Origin of the sequence: Mesorhizobium sp. M1169 (assembly GCF_040318345.1) — a bacterium.
Taxonomy (GTDB): domain Bacteria; phylum Pseudomonadota; class Alphaproteobacteria; order Rhizobiales; family Rhizobiaceae; genus Mesorhizobium.
The window spans coordinates 295,374-314,855 of sequence record NZ_JAMYME010000002.1 but is presented as its reverse complement, the minus strand read 5'-3'; the positions used below and the strand labels follow the sequence as shown (position 1 = coordinate 314,855).

The 19,482-nt window shown below is 60.2% G+C and carries 23 protein-coding genes and 1 tRNA gene; 18 read left to right on the top strand and 6 right to left on the bottom strand.

Annotated elements, in window-relative coordinates:
• Positions 1-5 precede the first annotated feature (5 nt).
• On the top strand, positions 6-1,361 hold the full coding sequence (locus NKH41_RS03325; RefSeq protein WP_352777126.1) for a hypothetical protein: 1,356 nt from the start codon (positions 6-8) through the stop codon (positions 1,359-1,361).
• Here NKH41_RS03325 and NKH41_RS03320 read toward each other — a convergent pair.
• Positions 1,358-1,486, bottom strand: a complete 129-nt coding sequence (locus tag NKH41_RS03320; RefSeq protein WP_352777124.1) for a hypothetical protein — start codon at positions 1,484-1,486, stop codon at positions 1,358-1,360. The genes NKH41_RS03325 and NKH41_RS03320 overlap by 4 nt on opposite strands.
• A 363-nt stretch (positions 1,487-1,849) precedes the next feature.
• On the opposite strand from NKH41_RS03320, the gene NKH41_RS03315 reads away from it, so the two are divergent.
• The 3 genes from NKH41_RS03315 (at position 1,850) to NKH41_RS03305 (ending at position 4,577) form a co-directional block, all read left to right on the top strand.
• The gene (locus NKH41_RS03315) at positions 1,850-2,629 is read left to right on the top strand and encodes a DUF3800 domain-containing protein (RefSeq protein ID WP_352777122.1); all 780 of its coding nucleotides are present in this window, start codon (positions 1,850-1,852) and stop codon (positions 2,627-2,629) included.
• Positions 2,630-3,026: 397 nt separating this feature from the next.
• On the top strand, positions 3,027-3,683 hold the full coding sequence (locus tag NKH41_RS03310; RefSeq protein ID WP_352777120.1) for a recombinase family protein: 657 nt from the start codon (positions 3,027-3,029) through the stop codon (positions 3,681-3,683).
• Between the two features lie 510 nt (positions 3,684-4,193).
• A complete protein-coding gene (locus NKH41_RS03305) occupies positions 4,194-4,577 on the top strand; it encodes a hypothetical protein (RefSeq protein WP_352777117.1) in 384 nt (127 codons plus the stop codon).
• 21 nt (positions 4,578-4,598) lie between these two features.
• Here the strand turns inward: NKH41_RS03305 and NKH41_RS03300 are convergent, their stop codons facing one another.
• Positions 4,599-4,931 carry a hypothetical protein gene (locus NKH41_RS03300; RefSeq protein ID WP_352777115.1) on the bottom strand — a complete coding sequence of 111 codons (333 nt, stop codon included), beginning with the start codon at positions 4,929-4,931 and terminating at the stop codon, positions 4,599-4,601.
• Between the two features lie 501 nt (positions 4,932-5,432).
• Between NKH41_RS03300 and NKH41_RS03295 the strand changes: the two genes are divergently transcribed.
• The 4 genes from NKH41_RS03295 (at position 5,433) to NKH41_RS03280 (ending at position 7,350) form a co-directional block, all read left to right on the top strand.
• Positions 5,433-5,639: a hypothetical protein gene (locus NKH41_RS03295; protein ID WP_352777112.1), complete on the top strand. Its 207-nt coding sequence runs from the start codon at positions 5,433-5,435 to the stop codon at positions 5,637-5,639.
• Positions 5,640-5,798: 159 nt separating this feature from the next.
• Positions 5,799-6,293, top strand: coding sequence for a hypothetical protein (locus NKH41_RS03290; RefSeq protein ID WP_352777110.1), 495 nt, complete (start codon positions 5,799-5,801; stop codon positions 6,291-6,293).
• Between the two features lie 492 nt (positions 6,294-6,785).
• Positions 6,786-7,061 (top strand): hypothetical protein, encoded by a 276-nt coding sequence (locus tag NKH41_RS03285; RefSeq protein ID WP_352932067.1) that lies wholly within the window; start codon positions 6,786-6,788, stop codon positions 7,059-7,061.
• The gene (locus NKH41_RS03280) at positions 7,054-7,350 is read left to right on the top strand and encodes a hypothetical protein (protein ID WP_352777108.1); all 297 of its coding nucleotides are present in this window, start codon (positions 7,054-7,056) and stop codon (positions 7,348-7,350) included. Before NKH41_RS03285 ends, NKH41_RS03280 begins: the two co-directional genes overlap by 8 nt.
• On the opposite strand, the gene NKH41_RS03275 is transcribed toward NKH41_RS03280, so the two are convergent.
• Positions 7,347-8,636 (bottom strand): tyrosine-type recombinase/integrase, encoded by a 1,290-nt coding sequence (locus NKH41_RS03275; protein ID WP_352777105.1) that lies wholly within the window; start codon positions 8,634-8,636, stop codon positions 7,347-7,349. The genes NKH41_RS03280 and NKH41_RS03275 overlap by 4 nt on opposite strands.
• Positions 8,637-8,806: 170 nt before the next feature.
• Positions 8,807-8,896 (bottom strand) — tRNA-Ser (locus NKH41_RS03270).
• A 431-nt stretch (positions 8,897-9,327) separates the two neighbouring features.
• Between NKH41_RS03270 and NKH41_RS03265 the strand changes: the two genes are divergently transcribed.
• The 4 genes from NKH41_RS03265 to NKH41_RS03250 all read left to right on the top strand — a co-directional run bounded on the left by NKH41_RS03265 (position 9,328) and on the right by NKH41_RS03250 (position 12,139).
• Complete coding sequence (locus NKH41_RS03265; RefSeq protein ID WP_352469464.1) at positions 9,328-9,651, top strand: hypothetical protein; 324 nt, start codon at positions 9,328-9,330, stop codon at positions 9,649-9,651.
• A gap of 66 nt (positions 9,652-9,717) precedes the next feature.
• A complete protein-coding gene (msrA, locus tag NKH41_RS03260; RefSeq protein WP_352767068.1) occupies positions 9,718-10,380 on the top strand; it encodes a peptide-methionine (S)-S-oxide reductase MsrA in 663 nt (220 codons plus the stop codon).
• Positions 10,381-10,595: 215 nt separating this feature from the next.
• Positions 10,596-11,585, top strand: a complete 990-nt coding sequence (locus NKH41_RS03255) for a BMP family lipoprotein (protein WP_352469466.1) — start codon at positions 10,596-10,598, stop codon at positions 11,583-11,585.
• A 113-nt stretch (positions 11,586-11,698) separates the two neighbouring features.
• Positions 11,699-12,139, top strand: coding sequence for a GNAT family N-acetyltransferase (locus NKH41_RS03250; RefSeq protein ID WP_352469467.1), 441 nt, complete (start codon positions 11,699-11,701; stop codon positions 12,137-12,139).
• 12 nt (positions 12,140-12,151) lie between these two features.
• Here NKH41_RS03250 and NKH41_RS03245 read toward each other — a convergent pair whose 3' ends face one another.
• The gene (locus NKH41_RS03245; protein ID WP_352469468.1) at positions 12,152-12,361 is read right to left on the bottom strand and encodes a SlyX family protein; all 210 of its coding nucleotides are present in this window, start codon (positions 12,359-12,361) and stop codon (positions 12,152-12,154) included.
• Between the two features lie 181 nt (positions 12,362-12,542).
• Between NKH41_RS03245 and NKH41_RS03240 the strand changes: the two genes are divergently transcribed.
• From NKH41_RS03240 to deoA, 6 genes are read left to right on the top strand one after another with little or no spacing between them, the layout of a single operon-like run.
• Positions 12,543-14,075 (top strand): ABC transporter ATP-binding protein, encoded by a 1,533-nt coding sequence (locus NKH41_RS03240; RefSeq protein WP_352767070.1) that lies wholly within the window; start codon positions 12,543-12,545, stop codon positions 14,073-14,075.
• On the top strand, positions 14,072-15,211 hold the full coding sequence (locus tag NKH41_RS03235; RefSeq protein WP_352612977.1) for an ABC transporter permease: 1,140 nt from the start codon (positions 14,072-14,074) through the stop codon (positions 15,209-15,211). Before NKH41_RS03240 ends, NKH41_RS03235 begins: the two co-directional genes overlap by 4 nt.
• Position 15,212: 1 nt before the next feature.
• On the top strand, positions 15,213-16,184 hold the full coding sequence (locus NKH41_RS03230) for an ABC transporter permease (protein ID WP_352767072.1): 972 nt from the start codon (positions 15,213-15,215) through the stop codon (positions 16,182-16,184).
• Positions 16,185-16,190: 6 nt separating this feature from the next.
• Positions 16,191-16,583 carry a cytidine deaminase gene (cdd, locus tag NKH41_RS03225; RefSeq protein WP_292657331.1) on the top strand — a complete coding sequence of 131 codons (393 nt, stop codon included), beginning with the start codon at positions 16,191-16,193 and terminating at the stop codon, positions 16,581-16,583.
• The gene (locus NKH41_RS03220) at positions 16,580-17,398 is read left to right on the top strand and encodes a purine-nucleoside phosphorylase (RefSeq protein ID WP_352539395.1); all 819 of its coding nucleotides are present in this window, start codon (positions 16,580-16,582) and stop codon (positions 17,396-17,398) included. The genes cdd and NKH41_RS03220 overlap by 4 nt, the downstream gene beginning before the upstream one ends.
• Entirely contained in the window at positions 17,398-18,717 is a 1,320-nt protein-coding gene (gene deoA / locus NKH41_RS03215; RefSeq protein WP_352767074.1) for a thymidine phosphorylase, read from the top strand. Before NKH41_RS03220 ends, deoA begins: the two co-directional genes overlap by 1 nt.
• 110 nt (positions 18,718-18,827) lie before the next feature.
• Here the strand turns inward: deoA and NKH41_RS03210 are convergent, their stop codons facing one another.
• Entirely contained in the window at positions 18,828-19,388 is a 561-nt protein-coding gene (locus NKH41_RS03210; RefSeq protein WP_352767076.1) for a TIGR02281 family clan AA aspartic protease, read from the bottom strand.
• Positions 19,389-19,482: the final 94 nt, after the last annotated feature.

Here is a 19,482-nt window from a genome sequence, read left to right as displayed (position 1 = left end):
GGTCAATGCCAATCCTCGATTTGTCGTGCGTGGATCAGGCCCAGAGGAGCGGCCGTTTTCTGGTCACCGGCAGTGAGATCAAGGCGGAGTTATTTTCTTTTGGACCGCACCCCAGGCCGATGCCGCCGAAGAATCCCATTCTAACGCTCCAGACCGGCAAGATCGTTACGTTTTTCGGCAGTTGGCCGCGGTTTTTCGCAAGCACGGTCCATGCCCAATACGCTCTAATCGGTAATCGTCCATGGGATGAGAATTGCCGTGTCGCAGTAGCTGAGTTTTGCCTTCCGACTGCCAAAGGGTCTCTGGCCTATCATCAGCACCGAGCACTCGAACTGGAAGAGAATCTCCACACTGAAAGGGTTTACCAGGACCGTCTCCAAATTGCCGAAGTTGCGGCGGACGGAGTCATTGTCCGTTTGAACAAAATGCAGTCAGTAATGGCTGAACGGGTCGAAGAGATTAGTCGCGATCCCACTTGGATATCTGCCACATTTAGCGAGCCGGTGCCGCTGGCTGACATTTTCCAGGTTCTATTCCACGTCCAGATTTTCTTCGAACTGTCGGAAGGTCGCCCATGCCGTCGGGTTGGTCAGGCGGTTTCGACGCAACAAGACACAGACGTCGTGGAAATTGACCACGATGCCAGTTTTTCCTTGTATGTGCCGGCATCTCCCTCGGTGGAAAACCCAGAGTTCTATAGTGAGCCTGCATTTCGGGTATTCAGGGATGTTGACCGGGCGGAGACGACCCGAGCACTTGTCTTTTGGCTAAACCGCCGGAAAGAATGGGAACTGACCTACTGGCTCGCCTCGCAGTTTATCAACGGCGGCAACACCTACGACCGCGCCCGCATGCTCAAAGCAATGGCATGGTTTGAATCCATCCCAACGTATGACGTGAAAACCAAAATCACAAAAAAGCACTTGGAAAAGCTACGTGCCGCGACTCGCCAGGCCAGTTGCTTTCCGACGCTCGGCATAACGGATGAAAGGCTCTGCGAAGTTTTGAATGCGCTCAAACGGGTGCCATTGCACGAGAAGTTCGAAACAGCCATAACGGATATAAAGGCCCAATTTGGGGAAGGCGTACTGCCTGCCAGCATCCACGCCGATTGCAAATTGGCAATTAGCTTTCGCAACGAAGCTGCCCATGGGGGCAAAGAGAAATCGCAGGACCCTCGCGAATACTTTATTGCGATGACCGCTGTCGAAACGGTGGCCTACTTGGCCACGATGCGGGAGTTAGGAATAAGCAAAGACGTTGTAAGGAAGCTGATCAGCCGCTGGGGCGGCGGCCATCCTTATACACGTTACCATGAATGGGCTGACAGCCGCGCGCGCGACCCGGACGACGGGAGCTAATCCCTGCTGAGCATCGATCGCAGCAATTCAACCAGATTGTCGATCGCTCGCTTGTGAGCGGGACCTTGCGGCCGCCGGGCAAGAAAGTCGTCGATGGTCATCCAGCCGGCTGGGTCTATGGTCATCTCCGGTGCCAAAAATTCAATGTAGAGATGCAGGGTCGTCAGGCTCGAAGACGATGGTCCATGTTCCGCTGTCGTCGCCCGCAAGTTGATTGGTTAGTGCGCTCATGGCAGGTACTCCTCGCCGCGAGCTTGCTGATCAGAGCGGATATTACCATTCCCAGAAATCGGTATTGACGCGAGACATCTTTAATCCATCTGCCGAATTTTGGGGCCAGTATCAGCACATTTACTTCACCTACCCAGATGGTAACGTGCAACCTTGAGGGTGAGTCGTGATCCTCAAACCGCAACCAAGACATCGCGTCCGATCATATTTGGGCAATTGGTTTGCCGCAGCCCAACGCGATATGGCGCGTCCTAGTCATGCTTAAGGCGTTCATCGACGATAGCGATATTGGCTCGCCGCCGGTCTATATACTGGCGGGATGGGTAGCCCCCGCGAAGCAATGGGCAGCCTTTTCAGATGAGTGGGACCGCGTACTTCGCATGTCTCCTCGGATCAGATATTTCAAGTTTGTCGAAGCGATGTCTTTCAATGGAGAGTTCGGCGGGATGAGTCTGGAGTCCCGCGATGAGAAATTGAAGCTTCTTGTAGGATTAATTGAGGAATATAAGCTACTTGGTATTTCAGCAGTCATGCCGCATAAGATATTCTTCCATTATTTCGGAAGGAGCCCGGAAAAGGAAATACGCACTCCGTATTATCCGATGGTGTTCAGCCTTATCGGAAGGCTTTTGGAGTACCAGGCCAAGCGCGGAATAACAGACCGAACCGAGTTCGTTTTTGACGTCCAGCCCGGAAAGATTGAATACGTGTTGGCCGCGTGGGAGCAATTTAGGCGAAACGCTCCGGCCGAACTTTTGCATCTCATTTCTCCCAACCCGCCCAGCTTTCAATCCGACACAGACGTTGTCCCTTTACAGGCGGCTGATTTGTACGCTGGCTGGTCGAGGCGGCTGAACGTGGCTGCCTTGAACGGAGAGTCCGAACCTGTTGCCCCTTGGGGAAATAAGGGATCGCGCATACGTGCGATAGGTCGCCTTTGGGACGAGGATTTCGCTGATCGCGTATACGCGGAACTTTATGGCTATCCGCCCGTAAAGTTCACTTATTCTTTTCAGTACGGGATGAAGGGGGAGTAGATAGCAACTTTCCAGGATGACCCGGCTTTTTAGGAAGTTTTGTTCCTCGACATTTCGGACAAGGTCACACAAGCGGTTTGTCCAAGTATTAGTGCGTCTGTATAGGCGAACATGTATGTATACAGTTACCGAAAGTGACCGGGTCGCCTCACTGCTGGACGGGGCCGAGGACGCTTACACCGACACGGTTCTTACTCCCGGCCATTTTGCTACGTCGTCTTGCCTATCTAGCTCCAACACTTCTACATTGGTGTTAGTTTTTCTGCGGCCTGGCGCTTGAATCCGCATTAATTAAGTTTGGAAATGTTGAGCTTTTTCAATAATCTACAGGCACAACGAGCGTTGCTCTTTGCAGATTTGATGGTACTCTAATCATCAAAGAGATGAGTAACGGTCAATGACTAAGTATGTAAGTTACCGTCGCGTCAGCCGGAAGTCACAGGGCGAGTCTGGGCTTGGTCTTGAGGGCCAAGAACGCGATATCGAGTTGTTTCTATCCACCTATGCGAACGACCCGGAAGTTATTGCCGAATTTCGTGAGGTGCAGAGCGGCGCGGATGACGATCGGCCCGAGCTTGCCAAGGCACTGGCGCTGGTGCGCAAGACGCCGGACTGTGAATTGCTAGTGGCCAAACTCGACCGTTTGTCGAGACGGGTGAGCTTCATTGCCAAGATCATGGACGACAAGAAGGTTCGACTTCGCGTGGCCTCAATGCCGCACGCCGACGCTTTCCAGCTTCACATTTACGCGGCGTTAGCAGAGCAAGAGCGGGAGTTTGTCAGCCGCCGCACCATCGCCGCGCTGGACGCTGCCAAGGCGCGGGGCGTGCGGTTGGGCGGTTGCCGGCCGCAGACGGTCGCGCGCAACGATGCGGTGAAGGCCACTGCCGACGCGCGTGCAGCCCAGCTTGTCGGCGTCGTCCAGCCTATGCGTGAGGCCGGCAAGACGTTTGCCGAGATCGCACAGGCATTGCAGACGATGAACGTTCCCACGGCGCGCGGCGGTCGCTGGAATGATGTCACTGTAGCGCGTATTCTGCGGCGCGCGGCATAGGACGACATGACCCGCCTGGTCATCGACGCCACAGCCCTCGCGTTCTGGGTTTTCATCCTTTTTCTGCTCTTTAAGGTCGGATAGCCCACCACAGGAATGTCATTGCGAAGGGCCGGGGATCACCTCCGGCCCTTTCATTGGGCTGCTATGAGCGGACCCGATACCCGCGCTCTATCCCCGCGACCGCGCGGCGACGGCAGTGAAATTAACTCTATCTATTTGGCACGTGAGGCGGGAGGGACCCTTCGGGGGCATATCTCGAAATTGGCCTGCGGCCACCTACTGTTCCGGGCTCTGTCTCCTAAAGTCTGCTAGGGGATTTAGTCGAAGCCGGTCTGCACTCAACCTCTTCCCACCATAGCAAATCGGCCGGCACCAAGGCGTCAAATAAGACGCATTGAAGGGGGATGGCTTGTAGCGTATATGCCGCCTTGCCCTAGCAGGATGCGCTTACGCATCATCGCGACGGAAAACGCTCGCTTCGAGCAACCTCAGCAAAGGAGAGGCGCTATGCCCATCGACTACAGTCCCGACAAGATCAGCCTTGGACGCGATCCGAATCTTCGCGACTTCGTCTTCGACGCCGGTTCTCATGCCAACGCCCATGACTCGCTTATAGGGCAGGGAATCTACGAGTTGCTGACCTCTCGGCTTGGCGTCGCCGTGTTGATAGGAGCCGTCATCGCCGCTCCCTCACGCCCGCCGGTTATTGCCACCGAGCCCTTCGTTCTTCGCCATGTGGGCTCCGCTGGGTTCACCGATGAAATGAAGAAGTACACCGGGCGATTGGTCCGCTACATTATCGAGCATCTTGGCGGGCGTTGGGTGCGTCGCGGCGTCAAGGTCACGGTGGAATCGGAATACGGTTCAGGATCGATCTACACATTCCGATGAACTAGCAAAGCCGACACTGCTCTATGATTTCAGCGGGGGCCTCGTCGCCCCCGTTTCTGCGTCTGGATTTACGCCCGCCGACGCAGGCGTCAGGGCTGGAAAACTCTGCCAGAAATAGCACGCGGCTCCGACTGCTAATATCAACAGCACGATCAGACTCAGAGCGAAGACGCGCAAGGCCAAAACCCCTTCCGCCGAAGCCTCAAATAACTTACCGATCTTGATGGTCAGATGATTTTTCGGATCTTGCACGGGCGCACCTCTCGCTAAAAAAACGATTGGGGCTGCTTGCTGCTTCGCAGTGTGAAGCAGCACCGGGGCCTTGCGCAAGGGAAGTTTTTTGAGCTGGTACAAGCAGGGTTCCAGCCTCTGCGTTGTACTCAATTATTGCCCCTGACTCTGACCTGTAGACACCTGCCGTACAGCGGGGCCGCAGAAACTTTCCTGTACGACTGAGCCGCAGAAACTTTCCTGCGCCCGCAAACGGCTCCAAAGGCCCCAAGCCGACCCACGTAGACGCCGACCGCAATAGAGCGCGGGTTAAGTGCAGCTTAAAAGCAGTGAGTCAGTATATGACTCAGACAATATTGAGCCGATTCAAGAAATTCTTGACAAATCGCTATATTTCTTTAAGCTTCGATTCAATCAGGGGCGGGGCGTCTCTGCCATTACCAATCAATTAGGAAGTCAACCCATGGCAAAGATGGGCGTCAACGTCAGTTTAGAGTCGATTCAACTCGCATACCTGAATGCAAAGGCTGCATCTGGTTGCCGGTCTATTAGTTCGTATCTCCGCGAACTTGTGCAACGCGATATGGAGTCCGATTTCGCAGCACGCAATCGGGAGGCAGGTCGATGAACTATCTACACAATGGCTGCCGTCCCGGTGAACGCGCCGACGAGTCCCGGCTAGCTGTTTCGCTACCAAACCGCCTCCGGAAACTGGTCCGCGACGAAGCCAATCGCCGCGACACCAGCGAAGCCGCAATCATCCGGGAGAATCTGGATTACGCGTTCACCGCCAAGGCGCGCGCCGCCGCCACAGAGGACGAACTGTTTTGAGACGCGCGGACGAAGGGTTTGAGCGGATAGTCATAGCTATCCCAGAAGACATGAATCGGCGGATTGACCATGCCTGCGACCGAGAGGCCGCCGACAGAGGTGATTGGATCAGAGCGGCATTGGAAGCGGCCGTAAGAAATTCAGAAGGAAGACACGACCATGATTAATGACAACGAGAACGCCGCGCAGGCGCGTATCAGCCTTGGCCGCGACATCAATACGCTTGAACCTCAGACCCGCATGGCCTGGGCCGACGCCGCTGCTATTCCCGACGAAGAAGTTGAGTCAGCCCCGGCCGAAGAGCACAGCCCGGCGCAGGTCGAATATCTCAAAAATCTCGGCAATCCTTCGATCGCTGACCTGACCGAAGAGCAGCGCGAGATGCTTGATTTCTTTGGTCGGTTGCGCAAACCAGCCGACACGGAAGAGCCTCCGGACGAAGCCGCCAAGCCGTTGCCACAGGCGCCGGTGATCATTGGCCCTCATTCAACGTTCGACCTCGAAAAGATCGCTCAATTGCTTCCCGGCCGTAGGTCAGAGCTTGCGGATTACATTGCACTGGTACGGCGTGGTTCGAAGGACAATGCATCACTATCCGACCAGTGGAGCCTTGAACAAGCTCGGCAGCACCTCGCCCCATACGTGATAAAGTAAGCGATGTCGATGTGCGTCCGCATCCAGACGCCAAAGCCGTCACGACCGCGAGCACGCCCAGGCATCCGCCCTGCCAAAGCGCCAACGGCGTAGAGAATTGTTCCAGCCGCGAATAGGGTCCGGCTGGAGCACAGGCGGGCTCGCGATTTCCCCTTCTGACGCGAGCCCGCTGACCTGACCCCAAACTCGTTCGCGAGGGCGGGTAGCTCGGCATTCCGATGTCCCACGCCGTCGTGCCGGGCGCACCGATCGAGGCTTCTTATCAGGCGGCCTCGCACTTGGCCGGCTTCGCGTGTCCCATCGCGAAGTCGGCCTTTTTTCTTCCCAATGCCTCGCATTCTGCGAAGCCCAATTCCCACAATTGAAACCGCCAAAATCTCGCATTCTGCGATGTACTAAGCATTTGTAATCAATAAGGAAATTCACCTTAACAATCGATCAATCGTTGACGAAAAAACGCGGCTTCGCTAATGGGCATCCTAGGAGTTTCGAATGGGTGTTCATGTTTCAGCGTCTTACCGTCTTCCACTGGCTTTCCTGCCGGTGGCGCGGCCGCACGCGAACACCAAAGCCGAGCGGGAACTAGCCCGACTCCGCAGAGCGTACGAGATCGTTGCAAAATTGGTGATCGCAGACGTGGTCTACGTGCCGATCTTCGATCGATTGGAATCCGAAATCTCAGCCGAAGAGGCGAAGCTGAGCGCCGCCGATCCCGTGTCGCGGGCAAGGGCGATAGTAGCCGCAAGAAGGAAAGCAATCCATGTCTAACAACGAAGAGCAGCTTCAACAGCGTGTGAATGAGCTTGAAGCTATGGTGTATGGACTCGTCACCTACATCGCTGTCAATGACAGCAAGACGGACCTTTACATTGGCAGCGACGAAGATAGGCGCAAAGCGGCGTCCGTTGTTCTTTACGATCTGCAAAAGCGTGCTGAAAAACCACGCAACGCTGTGCTTGTCGCCGACAGCGCCCTTGATTTGGATTGGTTGCGGAATTTTGCATGGAATCTTAAGACCGCCGATAACTACCCAAACGCGCGCGACTCTTGGCGTTAGAGCGCGATCGCCGATATAAGCTCCGCAGACTCATTCAACGAAGCCCCATCGCCATAGCGCTGCCGCCCTCCAAGGCTATGGCCCATCAAATCGCGGCGGATACGTTCGTCGATCTTGGCCCGCAGCATGCGGTCTTCAAAACTGTGCCGTAGCGAATAAAGCGAGTGGTCCTCGGTTTCGAGCAATTCGTTTTCCCGAAGAAACTTATTCACGGTGTCGCTGATCTTGTCCTTGAACCGATAGGTCGGGAAGCCTTCGGGGAACGCCCGCAATGCTTCCAGACTGATGCCGACCAACGGGATGACCCGCTTCGACTGTTTGTTTTTCGTCTTCTTCCCTTCGGCCTTAATCTCGATATGCGGGACGTTGTGATCGAGGCGGATATGGTGTGGAAGAAGGCCGACGATTTCTGACGGCCGCGCGCCGGTGTTCACCATGGCATGGAGGACGGCACGTGCCTCCTTGTTGAGGCCGTCGAGAGCGCCCGATGCAAGGAGCTTTTCCTTTATCCACTTTACCGAGAACGGCGGGCGCGTCTTGTCGTCGTCCTCCTTGAAAGTCAGCTTGCCGAAGGGGAGCGCCAGACCAAGGCGCTTCTTTTCCTCGACCAGCCGAAGAGTGCTCTCGACATAGCCGATGTCCTTGTTGGCGCTGTTAGGCGTAAGCTCTTCGCTGACAAGCCTCTTGGACCACCAATCGCGAAAATCCAGCATGTGGTCGCGGGTGATATCAGCAAGCACCTTGTCGCCGACCACGGCGACGAAATTGCCGATCGCCTTGATCCGTGGATTCTTCCATCGGCGAATCTGATCTTCGCTCATCCCGCGTGTGTTCTCAGCGGCAAGCTCCCAATAGAGTGCCAGAGCCCGCGTGACCGTTATTGGAGGGTCCTTAGCGCCACCGAGCAGTGCCGCAGCCTCCAGCTTGTCCGGTTCACTCTTGCGAACCGAGACGGCCTCTACGCGCTGTAACAGTTCCTCTCGCGGGAGCTTGGCGACTTCGCCAGCCATCAACCAGCGATAGCCGCGCGCCTTTGCAAGGTCCTGCGCAGCGGCGAAAGCCTTCTCGGCTTCGGCGGTATCGCCGGCCTTTTTGGCCTCCCAACCTGCAATGGTCCTAGCCCAGACCTGTTCGGCCTTTTGTTCCGCGAGGCTCTTCGAGTCGGTGCCGAGAGAAATCCAGACTTCTTTGCGCGGCTCGACGCCGTGATAGCGAACCGGGACATCGCGCACCATGTAGAGGATGCCGCTCTTGCCGCGCGTCCTGAGTTTTATCTGCTTCGCCATCGTGCCGACTCCAAACATGCCGACGCCTAGCCGTCCGCCAGAGAACCATAGCAAATTCCAGAGCAAAAACCAGAGCAAAATCGCGAATTTGTTACCGGAGCCTTAGGGCCAAAGAGGCCATAAAGATAACCATTTCAAGAAGATGAGTGCAGATATAGGGGTTTGAAATATGGCGGAGAGAGCGGGATTCGAACCCGCGTTACGGTTTCCCGTAAACACACTTTCCAGGCGTGCGCCTTCAACCACTCGGCCACCTCTCCGTCTCTTTAGCATTTTCGACGCGGCCGGTTTCGCCGCGCGGGTTGGGGAGATGCATCTCCTTTGGGATTCCGGTGCCGGAATTCCGGCCGTGGGCGCCGTCAACCAGCGGATACCCTTTCCCCGCACCTGAGCCGTCAAAGCAACAGGCGCGGGGCTCATCTAGTCGATCCGGTGCCGAATGCCAAGACATAACGACAGTCTATTCGCTTTGCCGGATACGGATGCTCAGCCCATGCCGCTGGGGCACCCGTTGGGAGCCTATCGAAAGGAGCGGCGGAGGTGTGCTTGCCGTCCCCGGCGCGCCACCGGTCCCGGCGAACCCGGCTGCCGCAGGTTCAACTTCGCGTGTCGCGATTGCGGATAAAGCACGCAGATCCTATTTAACAGTCCACACGACATTCTGATAAACTCCTGGGGAGGAAGGGTCCGGATGTTCCGCTTTATCTTCCGTCTTGCCGCAATGATCGCGCTTTCGGTTTCGGTCATCATGGCCGTGCTCGATGCGACCCGCTCGGTGGCGGCTTCGGCGCTGGTGATGACTCCGCTCAACACCAGCTGGCTCGCGGTTTCGCCGGATACGCGCAGCGCCTTCGAAAGCTTCGTCCGCGACAAGGTCAACCCGCTGCTGTGGGACGGTGCCATCGCCTGGGTGCTCAGCCAGCCCGGCTTTGCCGTGTTCGCGGTGCTAGCGTTCATTCTTTATGCCATCGGTTACAGGCGGCAGCGCCCCAGCGGGCGGTTCGCCGCAACCTGACATTTCCAGCCTGACCCGGTGATCCCGTACCAGGAAGGCTCAACCAAGAAGAAAAGGAAGCCACACATGTTTCTCAGCGACATGCTGAACAAGAAGCTCAACCTGCCGAAACCCTCCGAGGCGTTGCCCGGCCGCGACCGGCCGATCCCGACGGCATCGAAGCACTTTGTCTCGAACAGGCCGCTCAAGGGTCCTTATCCCGAAGGGATGGAAATGGCGATGTTCGGGCTGGGCTGCTTCTGGGGCGCCGAGCGCCTGTTCTGGCAAGTCGAGGGCGTATGGGTCACGGCGGCCGGCTATGCCGGCGGCGTCACGCCCAACCCGACCTATCAGGAAACCTGCACGGGCCTGACAGGCCATGCCGAAGTCGTGCTCGTCGTCTACGATCCCAAGATCGTGTCCTATGCCGAGCTCTTGAAGCTGTTCTGGGAAAGCCACGACCCGACGCAAGGCATGCGCCAGGGCAATGATGTCGGCACCACCTACCGTTCGGCGATCTATACGTTCAACGACGCGCAGTACCAGGCGGCGCTCGCCTCGCGCGATGCCTACGAGGCTTCGCTGCGCGGTGCCGGACGCGGCAAGATCACCACCGAGATCGCGCCGGCGCCGGAATTCTACTTCGCCGAGGAAGACCACCAGCAATATCTGGCGAAGAACCCTTACGGCTATTGCGGCCTGCAGGGAACCGGCGTCACCTGCGCCATTCCGGCCGCCGTCTCCGCCTGATTTTATGCCCCTGACGCAAGGAATATGCTGTGGCGCCGCGATGCGGCGCCATGCTTTTCCAAAGGGTCAAAATTCCACGTGAATTTTGTTTCGGGCCGTGCCAGATTGACCCGAAGCGGGAGGAAGACACTCCTGCCCGACACCGTATGCCTGCCGGAGAACCGGGCCGGCATGCGGTGCATAATGGACAAATAACCGACAGGGGTGTGGATCACATGAAACGTATCGTTCTCGGCCTCATGGCCGCAGCTGCAATGGTTCTTCCGGCCTTCGCCGCGGACATTCAACCCGCGATCCTCTATGATCTCGGCGGCAAGTTTGACAAGTCGTTCAACGAGGCATCCTTCCACGGCGCTGAAAAGTTCAAGACCGAGACCGGCATCCCCTATGTGGAATTCGAGGTCAGCAACGCCACCCAGCGCGAGCAGGCGCTGCGCCGTTTCGCCGAGGACGGCCGCAACCCGATCGTCATGGCGGGCTTCTCGTGGGCTGACGCGCTTGACAAGATCGCAACCGAGTTCCCCGACACCAAATTCGCCATCATCGACATGGTCGTCGACAAGCCCAATGTCCGCTCCCTGGTCTATAAGGAGCAGGAAGGCTCCTACCTCGTCGGCGTGATGGCGGCGATGGCTTCCAAGACCAAGAAGGTCGGCTTCGTCGGCGGCATGGATATTCCGCTGATCCGCAGGTTCGGCTGCGGCTATGTCGGCGGCGCCAAGGCGGCCGGGGCCACCGACGTCATCCAGAACATGACCGGCGATACGCCGGCAGCCTGGAACGATCCGGCCAAGGGCGGCGAGATCGCCAAGACGCAAATCGACCAGGGCGCCGACGTAATCTACGCAGCGGCGGGCGGCACCGGTGTCGGTGTGCTGCAGGCAGCGGCCGACGCCGGCAAGCTCGGCATCGGCGTTGATTCCAACCAGAACGGCCTGCAGCCCGGCAAGGTGCTGACCTCGATGGTCAAGCGCGTCGACGTTGCCGTCTACAACACCTTCATGGATGCCAAGAACGACAAGTTCACGGCGGGCGTCAACGATCTCGGCCTCAAGGAAGGCGGCGTCGACTACGCCATGGACGACAACAACAAGGCGCTTGTCGACGATGCGATGAAAGCGGCGGTCGAAAAAGCCAAGGCCGACATCATCGCCGGCACCATCAAGGTGCACGACTACATGTCGGACAATGCCTGCCCGTATTGATCCGCCGGCACTGATTGCGAACCGCCGGGCGTGGTCCCGGCGGTTTTGTTTTGGCAAACGCCGGTGAACCATCAACCCCCCCGGGGACGCAGATGCAGCCGACAGTCGAACCGATGCGCGAGCGCGATGTTGAGGCAGTCGCGCAATTGCGCCTTGCCGCCTTTTTTGATGGCACCGCAAGGACGCTCGAAGATGACATCGCCGGCCTTCGCAAGCTGCTGGCTGGTGACGGATTCGAGACTTCCCTGGTTGCCCGGATCGGTGATGTCCCAGTCGGTACGTGTTTGCTGGTCCGCCGTGAACTGGAGCTGGCGCATGAACTGACGCCATGGCTAGCCGGGCTGGCTGTCGCTCCGAAGCACCAGCACCAAGGGATCGGCACGGCACTGGTTAGGGCGACCGAAGCGCGCGCAGCATCGGCCGGCGTTGTCGAATTCTATCTTTATACCTGGCAGGCGCGCGATTTCTATGCGGCGCTCGGCTGGATGACGGTCGAAACGTTCGAACAAGATTGCGCACCCATGTTGCTGATGTCGCGAAGGCCCAGCCTATAACCGTTGCTCGCCTCACCAGTGCGGCGGCTTGGTCACCGGCACGTCGGGCGCGGCCTGTTCCTCCAGCGCCAGGAAGCGCTCGGCCAGCGCGTCCAGCTTGCGCTGCATGCGCTCGATCACCTTCCACTGCTCGGCGATCTGGCCGGACAGTTCCTCGATGATCTTCTCCTGCTCGGCGGCGCGGATTTCCAGCGTCGTCAGCCGGTCCTCGGGCATGGTCATTTGAAATCCTCGATCAGGCGATTGTGCAGGGTGCGGCCACGTTGGAAATTGACAAGCATGGCGGGATTTGTCGAGAGTGAACCCTGCTCCGGCCAATTGGTAGGGACCCAATTGGCACAGACCGGGCCTCATGCTAGGCGTTTGACCAAGCGGTAAAAAAACAACAGTGGGAACAGGCTGCATGGCGCAAGCCGCAATCGAGCTGATCGGCATCGACAAGAGCTTTGGCGCCGTGCGCGCCAACCGCGACATCAATCTGGAGATTATGCGCGGCACTATCCATGGCATCGTCGGCGAAAACGGCGCCGGCAAGTCGACGCTGATGTCGATCCTCTATGGTTTCTACCAGGCCGATTCCGGCGAGATCCGTGTCGGCGGCCATTCGGCATCGATCAAGACGCCGAACGATGCGATCGCGCTCGGCATCGGCATGGTGCATCAGCATTTCATGCTGGTCGACAATTTCTCGGTGCTGGAAAACGTCATTCTCGGCGCCGAAAGCGATGCGCTGCTGAAGAAGAGCATTGCCAAGGCGCGTTCCGAGCTGGAGCGGCTCGAGCGCGAATACGGGCTCGAAGTCGATCCCGACGCCATCATCGAGGAGTTGCCGGTCGGCCTGCAGCAACGCGTCGAAATCCTCAAGGCGCTCTATCGCGGCGCCGAGATCCTGATCCTCGACGAGCCGACAGGCGTGCTGACGCCGGCCGAGGCCGACCATCTGTTCCGCATCCTCAGGCAGCTGAAGGAGCAGGGCAAGACGATCGTGCTGATCACCCACAAGCTGCGCGAGATCATGGCGATCACCGACACGGTCTCGGTGATGCGCCAGGGCACCATGGTGGCGACACGCGAAACCAGGAAGACCACGGTCGAGGAGCTGGCCGAGCTGATGGTCGGCCGGCGCGTGCTGCTGCGCGTCGAAAAGGGCGAGGCGAAGGCCGGCGGCGTCAAGCTCGCGGTCAAGAACCTGACGGTCAAGGATTCCCGCGGCGTCACCATGGTCGACGACGTCTCCTTCGACGTCCATGCCGGCGAGATCGTCGGCATTGCCGGCGTCGCCGGCAACGGGCAGTCCGAATTGCTCGAGGCGATTTCCGGCATCAGGCATGCCGTTTCGGGCTCGGTCATGCTCGACGGCAAGCCGATCGACCTCACCGGCGCCGCCGACCCTGGCGAGCTGCGCGAGCGCGGCCTCGCCCATGTGCCGGAGGACCGCCATCATGTCGGGCTCGTGCTGGCCTTCGAGGAAAACGAGAATTCGATCCTCGGCTACCAGGACGACGCGCGCTATCTGAAGGGGCCGTTCCTCGACATCGATGCCATCCGTAACGATGCCAGGGACAAGATCGTCAAATATGACATCCGCCCGGCGGACTGCCGCCTCAAGACCGCCAATTTCTCCGGCGGCAACCAGCAGAAGATCGTGCTGGCGCGGGAAATGGAACAAGATCCCGGCGTGTTGATCGTCGGCCAGCCGACACGCGGCGTCGATGTCGGCGCCATCGAATTCATCCACAAGCGCCTCATAGCCATGCGCGACCAGGGCAAGGCGGTGCTGGTGGTTTCGGTCGAGCTCGACGAGATCCGCTCGCTGTCCGACCGCATCCTGGTGATGTTTGCCGGCCGCGTCGTCGGCGAACGCGGCCCCGACGCGACCGAGGGCGAGCTCGGCCTGCTGATGGCCGGCGTCGAGCACCGGGAGGCCGCCGAGTGAGCACCCCCTATGCCAAGCTGCCGGCCTGGGCCGATTACGTGCTGATCCCGCTGATCAATCTGTTCGTCGCATTCGTCGTCGCCGGCTTCGTCGTCATATTGGTCGGCGAGAACCCGCTGCGTGCAGCCGTCATCCTGGTCGAGGGTGCCTTCGGCCGCGGCCAAGGCATCGCGTTCACGCTTTTCTATGCCACCACCTTCATCTTCAGTGGGCTTTCGGTGGCGGTTGCGGCGCATTGCGGCCTGTTCAACATCGGTGGCGAGGGCCAGGGCTATATCGCCGGTCTCGGCATCGGCATTGTTTGCCTGGCCTTCGACAGCGTGCTGCCCTGGTGGCTGACCTTCCCGATCGCCATTATCGCCGCCGCGGCGATGGGCGCGCTGTGGGCGCTGATCCCGGCCTATCTGCAGGCCAAGCGCGGCTCGCACATCGTCATCACCACAATCATGTTCAATTTCATCGCCGCCAGCGTCATGGTCTATGCGCTGGTGGGGATGCTGAAGCCGCCCGGCTCGATGGCGCCGCAGACGCGCACCTTCCTCGAAGGCGCGCAATTGCCGAAGCTCAACTGGGTCATCGAATTGTTCGGCGCCAAAATCCGTTCGGCGCCATTCAACGTCAGTTCCCTGCTGGCGCTAGCCATGGCCTTTCTGGTGTGGGTGCTGATCTGGCGCACGAAGCTCGGCTACGAGATGCGCACCTATGGCCACAGCCCGAAAGCGGCGCGTTATGCCGGCATTTCGGAGATCCGCATCATCATCATTGCGATGATGATCTCGGGCGCGCTGGCCGGCATGATGGCGCTCAACCCGACGATGGGCGACCAGCACAATGTCGCGCTCGAATTCGTTTCGGGCGCCGGTTTCGTCGGCATCGCGGTGGCACTGATGGGACGCCTGCACCCGGTCGGCATCGTGCTGGCGGCGGTCCTGTTCGGCATGCTCTACCAGGGCGGCGCCGAGCTCGCCTTCGAGATGCCGGCGATCAGCCGCGACATGATCGTCATCATCCAGGGCCTCGTGATCCTGTTCGCCGGCGCGCTCGAGCATATGTTCCGGCCCTATGTCCAGGCGCTGTTCGCCTCGCTCAGCCCGAGATCAGTCGGCATGGAAGCGGTCAAGGGGAAGGGCGCCTGAGATGGATTTCTTCAACGCTATCGTGCAGGTCCTGGACTCGACCATCCGCCTTTCGGTCCCCTTGCTGCTCGCCTGCCTCGCCGGCCTCTATTCGGAGCGGGCCGGCGTCTTCGACATCGGGCTCGAGGGCAAGATGCTTGTCGGAGCCTTCGCCGGTGCGGCCGCCGCCTCGGTCTTCCACTCGGCCTATCTCGGCCTCGGCATGGCCATCCTCATCTCGGTCGCCTTCGCGCTGATCCACGGCTTTGCCTCGATCACCCATCGCGGCAACCAGATCGTCTCCGGCGTCGCGATCAATTTCATTGCCGCCGGATCGACGATCATGCTCGGCCAGGCCTGGTTCCAGCAAGGCGGACGCACGCCGGCGCTGGCTGCCGGCGAGCGCTTCGAGGCAATCATCTGGCCGGGCGCAGAGGCCCTCAGGAGCGTGCCGATCCTCGGGCCGATCTATTCGGAACTCTTCTCCGGCCACTCCGTGCTGGTCTATCTCGCCTTCCTGGCCGTGCCGTTCACCTGGTGGGTGCTGTTTCGCACCCGCTTCGGCTTGCGCCTGCGCGCCGTCGGCGAGAACCCGGCCGCGGTCGACACCGCCGGCATATCAGTCGCCTGGCTGCGCTACCGGGCGCTGATCTGCACCGGCGTGCTCACCGGCATTGCCGGCGCCTATCTGTCGATGGTGCAGAATGGCGGCTTCGTGAAGGACATGACCGCCGGCAAGGGCTATATTGCGCTGGCCGCGCTGATCTTCGCCAAATGGAAACCGGTCAACGCCATGTTCGCCTGCCTGCTGTTCGGCTTCCTCGACGCCGCGTCGATCCGCCTGCAAGGCACGCCGCTGCCGCTGATCGGCAAGGTGCCGGTGCAATTCATGCAGGCGCTGCCCTATGTGCTGACCGTCATCCTGCTTGCCGGCTTCATCGGCAAGGCAATCCCGCCGCGCGCCGGCGGCGTGCCTTATGTCAAGGAACGCTGATCTATCATGGCTCATGATCTGTTCGAAGCGGCGAAAGCCGCCATGGCCAAGGCCTATGCGCCCTATTCGAAATTTCCGGTCGGCGCGGCGTTGCGCACCGAGGACGGCCGTGTCTTTGCCGGCGCCAATGTCGAGATCGCGTCCTATCCGGAGGGCTGGTGCGCCGAAACCACCGCACTTGCCAACTACATCATGGGCGGCGGCGGCAAGATCACGGAAATCGCCGTGATCGCCGAACGCGTGGCAAAATGCTCGCCCTGCGGCGGCTGCCGGCAGCGGCTGGCGGAATTCTGCCGGCCGGAGACGAAGTTCTATCTCTGCGATGATAGCGGCGTGGTTGAGACCGTGACCATGGGCGAGTTGCTGCCATACGGGTTTGAAGGCGATGTGCTGAAATGAAGGAAGCGCTCGATCACCTCGTCGAAAGGCTGGACGGGCTGGCGCCGACTACCGCCTTGGTGCTGGGGTCAGGGCTTGGCGGGCTTGTCGACCAAGTCGAGGATGCGGTGCGAATCTCCTACGCCGACTTGCCGGGGTTTCCCCGAAGCGGAGTCAGCGGCCATGCCGGCGAGGTGGTGGCGGGGCTCTTTGCCGGCACGCCGGTGCTGATGCTGTCCGGCCGGGCGCATTATTACGAGCACGGCAACGCGGCGGCGATGCGGCCGGCACTCGAGGTGCTCGCCGGCCTCGGCATCTCCAGGCTGATCCTCACCAACGCCGCCGGTTCGGTCGATCCCGGGATGGGCCCGGGCTCGGTGATGCTGATCACCGATCACATCAATTTCTCGGGCTCCAACCCGCTGATCGGCGAACCGAGCGACCGCCGTTTCGTCGGCCTGACCGAAGCCTACGACGCCGGTCTCCGCTCCGCCATCGAGCAGGCGGCGAAGGCCACCGGTACCAAGCTGCACAAGGGCGTCTATATGTGGTTCTCCGGCCCATGCTTCGAGACGCCCGCCGAGATCCGCATGGCGCGCGTCATGGGCGCCAACGCCGTCGGCATGTCGACGGTGCCGGAGGTCATTCTCGCCCGCTTCCTCGGGCTGCGCGTCGCCGCGTGTTCGGTCGTGACCAACCTTGCCGCCGGCATGACCGGAGCCGAGCTGTCGCACCAGGAGACCAAGGACATGGCACCGGTCGGCGGCGCGCGGCTGGCGACCATTCTGCAGCGTGTTTTTCAGGACGGGCTTCCGGAGCACAGGGTCGACGCCTGATGCTTCCCCAGGAAATCATCCGCCGCAAGCGCGACGGCCAGAAGCTCTCGGCTGAGGAGACAGCGTTCTTCATCGAGGGTCTGACCGCCGGCACAGTCACCGACGCGCAGGTCGGCGCCTTTGCCATGGCGGTGTTCTTCAACGGCATGAGCCGCGACGAGGCGGTGGCGCTGACTATGGCGATGCGCGATTCCGGCGATGTGCTCGACTGGTCGGATCTGCCCGGTCCGGTCACCGACAAGCATTCGACCGGCGGCGTCGGCGACAATGTCTCCTTGATGCTGGCGCCGATCGTCGCTGCCTGCGGCGCCTATGTGCCGATGATTTCCGGCAGGGGTCTGGGCCATACCGGCGGCACGCTGGACAAGATGGATGCCATCCCCGGCTATATCAGCCAGCCGGATGTTGCGCGCTTCCGCAAGACGGTGCTCGAAACCGGCTGCGCCATCATCGGCCAGACCGCCGATCTCGCACCCGCCGACGCCAGGCTCTACGCCATCCGCGATGTGACGGGAACGGTCGAATCGGTGCCGCTGATCACTGCTTCGATCCTGTCGAAGAAACTGGCCGCCGGCCTCAATTCGCTGGTGCTTGACGTCAAGGTCGGCAACGGGGCCTTCATGGAGAAATCGCGCGACGCAACCGCACTGGCCAACAGCCTGGTCGACGTCGCCAATGGCGCCGGCCTTAAGGCCTCGGCGCTGGTCACCGGCATGAACGAGCCCCTGGCGTCCGCCGCCGGCAATGCGGTCGAGGTGCACAACGCCGTCGATTTTCTCACCGGCCGCTTTCGCGACCGGCGGCTGGAGGACGTGACGCTGGCGCTGGCCGCCGAGATGCTGCAATCGGCAGGCCTGGTGTCGTCCAACCAGGACGGCCTGCGCCGCGCCGCCGAGACGCTGGCCGGCGGCCGCGCCGCTTCCATCTTCGCGCGCACGGTGGCGGCACTGGGTGGTCCCGTCGACTTTGTCGACAATCCGGAAAAATATCTGCCGAAAGCGGCAACGGAATTCGCGGTCAAGGCGAGCGCGAACGGCTTTGTCACCGGCATCGCGACCCGCGAGATCGGGCTTGCCGTGGTCGGGCTTGGCGGCGGGCGGACGCGGCCCGACGACAGGATCGATCACGCCGTTGGCATCACCAGGCTGTTGCCGGTCGGCGCTGAAGTGCGGGCCGGCGAAGCGCTGGCGCTGGTCCATGCCCGCAATACCGGGGATGCCGAAGCGGCCGCGGCCGCCGTGCTTTCGGCGTATACCATCGGCACTTCCAAACCGGCCACGGAGAAAACCGTCATCCGGCGGATCCTGCCCCGCGGGTAGAGCCATTCCGACGGTATCGGATGGGTTCTATCTTTCTTTGGACCACGATCTTGTCCGAAGACTGGTCCCCAACTTTTCGCAGGCGCGGACCTGCGGTTCGGGATCACGTTCTACTGAACCAGCAGCAGCTTGCCGCCTTCGACCTGGTATTTTTCGAGCCGCTGCAGAAAGCTCATGCCGATCAGGTTGGTGTGCAGCGCCCTGTCGTCGAGCACGACGGCCTCGACGCCCTCGACGGTGATCTTGCCGATCTGCAGGCGATCAATCGTCACCACGGCGGCCTTGATCGCACCATTGGCGGTGTTGACCTGATGGCTGAAGTCCGTCGAATTGAGCGAGATGCCGATCCTGCGCGCGGTCGAGGTGTTGATGGCGACGAGCGTCGCACCGGTGTCGATCATGCCGTCGACCTGGCGACCGTTCAACTTGAAGACCGACATGAAATGCCCGCGCGCGTCCGCGGTGACGACGACCTTGCGGCCGAGCGGCTGCGGCGTTGCCGGCCTGTCCGGGACGGCGGCGAGATTCAGGTTGGTTTGAGTGTCGGCCGGCCTGGCTCCGATGGCGGATTTCAACAGCCGCTCGATTACCTGTGAATTGGACTGATACACGATCGGCAGCGATGCCGACGTTCCGGCAAACACGCCAAGGATGAGGAGCTTGCGCAGCATGGACCGGCCTTTGTGGTTGCCGATCCTTAGTCCGACATGGTGATTGCCGCTTTAACGAGTGCGGAAACCAGCCGTTTGCGTAAACAATCGGTAA

Bases quoted from the DNA above. Each gene is read 5' to 3' on its own strand.
- NKH41_RS03320 (WP_352777124.1), bottom strand. From the start codon at position 1,486: ATGACCATAGACCCAGCCGGCTGGATGACCATCGACGACTTTCTTGCC.
- cdd (WP_292657331.1), top strand. From the start codon at position 16,191: ATGGCTCATGATCTGTTCGAAGCGGCGAAAGCCGCCATGGCCAAGGCC.
- NKH41_RS03280 (WP_352777108.1), top strand. From the start codon at position 7,054: ATGTCTAACAACGAAGAGCAGCTTCAACAGCGTGTGAATGAGCTTGAA.
- NKH41_RS03255 (WP_352469466.1), top strand. From the start codon at position 10,596: ATGAAACGTATCGTTCTCGGCCTCATGGCCGCAGCTGCAATGGTTCTT.
- deoA (WP_352767074.1), top strand. From the start codon at position 17,398: ATGCTTCCCCAGGAAATCATCCGCCGCAAGCGCGACGGCCAGAAGCTC.
- NKH41_RS03325 (WP_352777126.1), top strand. From the start codon at position 6: ATGCCAATCCTCGATTTGTCGTGCGTGGATCAGGCCCAGAGGAGCGGC.
- NKH41_RS03265 (WP_352469464.1), top strand. From the start codon at position 9,328: ATGTTCCGCTTTATCTTCCGTCTTGCCGCAATGATCGCGCTTTCGGTT.
- NKH41_RS03305 (WP_352777117.1), top strand. From the start codon at position 4,194: ATGCCCATCGACTACAGTCCCGACAAGATCAGCCTTGGACGCGATCCG.
- NKH41_RS03275 (WP_352777105.1), bottom strand. From the start codon at position 8,636: ATGGCGAAGCAGATAAAACTCAGGACGCGCGGCAAGAGCGGCATCCTC.
- NKH41_RS03290 (WP_352777110.1), top strand. From the start codon at position 5,799: ATGATTAATGACAACGAGAACGCCGCGCAGGCGCGTATCAGCCTTGGC.
- NKH41_RS03230 (WP_352767072.1), top strand. From the start codon at position 15,213: ATGGATTTCTTCAACGCTATCGTGCAGGTCCTGGACTCGACCATCCGC.
- NKH41_RS03315 (WP_352777122.1), top strand. From the start codon at position 1,850: ATGCTTAAGGCGTTCATCGACGATAGCGATATTGGCTCGCCGCCGGTC.
- NKH41_RS03220 (WP_352539395.1), top strand. From the start codon at position 16,580: ATGAAGGAAGCGCTCGATCACCTCGTCGAAAGGCTGGACGGGCTGGCG.
- NKH41_RS03240 (WP_352767070.1), top strand. From the start codon at position 12,543: ATGGCGCAAGCCGCAATCGAGCTGATCGGCATCGACAAGAGCTTTGGC.
- NKH41_RS03310 (WP_352777120.1), top strand. From the start codon at position 3,027: ATGACTAAGTATGTAAGTTACCGTCGCGTCAGCCGGAAGTCACAGGGC.
- NKH41_RS03250 (WP_352469467.1), top strand. From the start codon at position 11,699: ATGCGCGAGCGCGATGTTGAGGCAGTCGCGCAATTGCGCCTTGCCGCC.
- NKH41_RS03245 (WP_352469468.1), bottom strand. From the start codon at position 12,361: ATGACCATGCCCGAGGACCGGCTGACGACGCTGGAAATCCGCGCCGCC.
- NKH41_RS03210 (WP_352767076.1), bottom strand. From the start codon at position 19,388: ATGCTGCGCAAGCTCCTCATCCTTGGCGTGTTTGCCGGAACGTCGGCA.
- msrA (WP_352767068.1), top strand. From the start codon at position 9,718: ATGTTTCTCAGCGACATGCTGAACAAGAAGCTCAACCTGCCGAAACCC.
- NKH41_RS03285 (WP_352932067.1), top strand. From the start codon at position 6,786: ATGGGTGTTCATGTTTCAGCGTCTTACCGTCTTCCACTGGCTTTCCTG.
- NKH41_RS03295 (WP_352777112.1), top strand. From the start codon at position 5,433: ATGAACTATCTACACAATGGCTGCCGTCCCGGTGAACGCGCCGACGAG.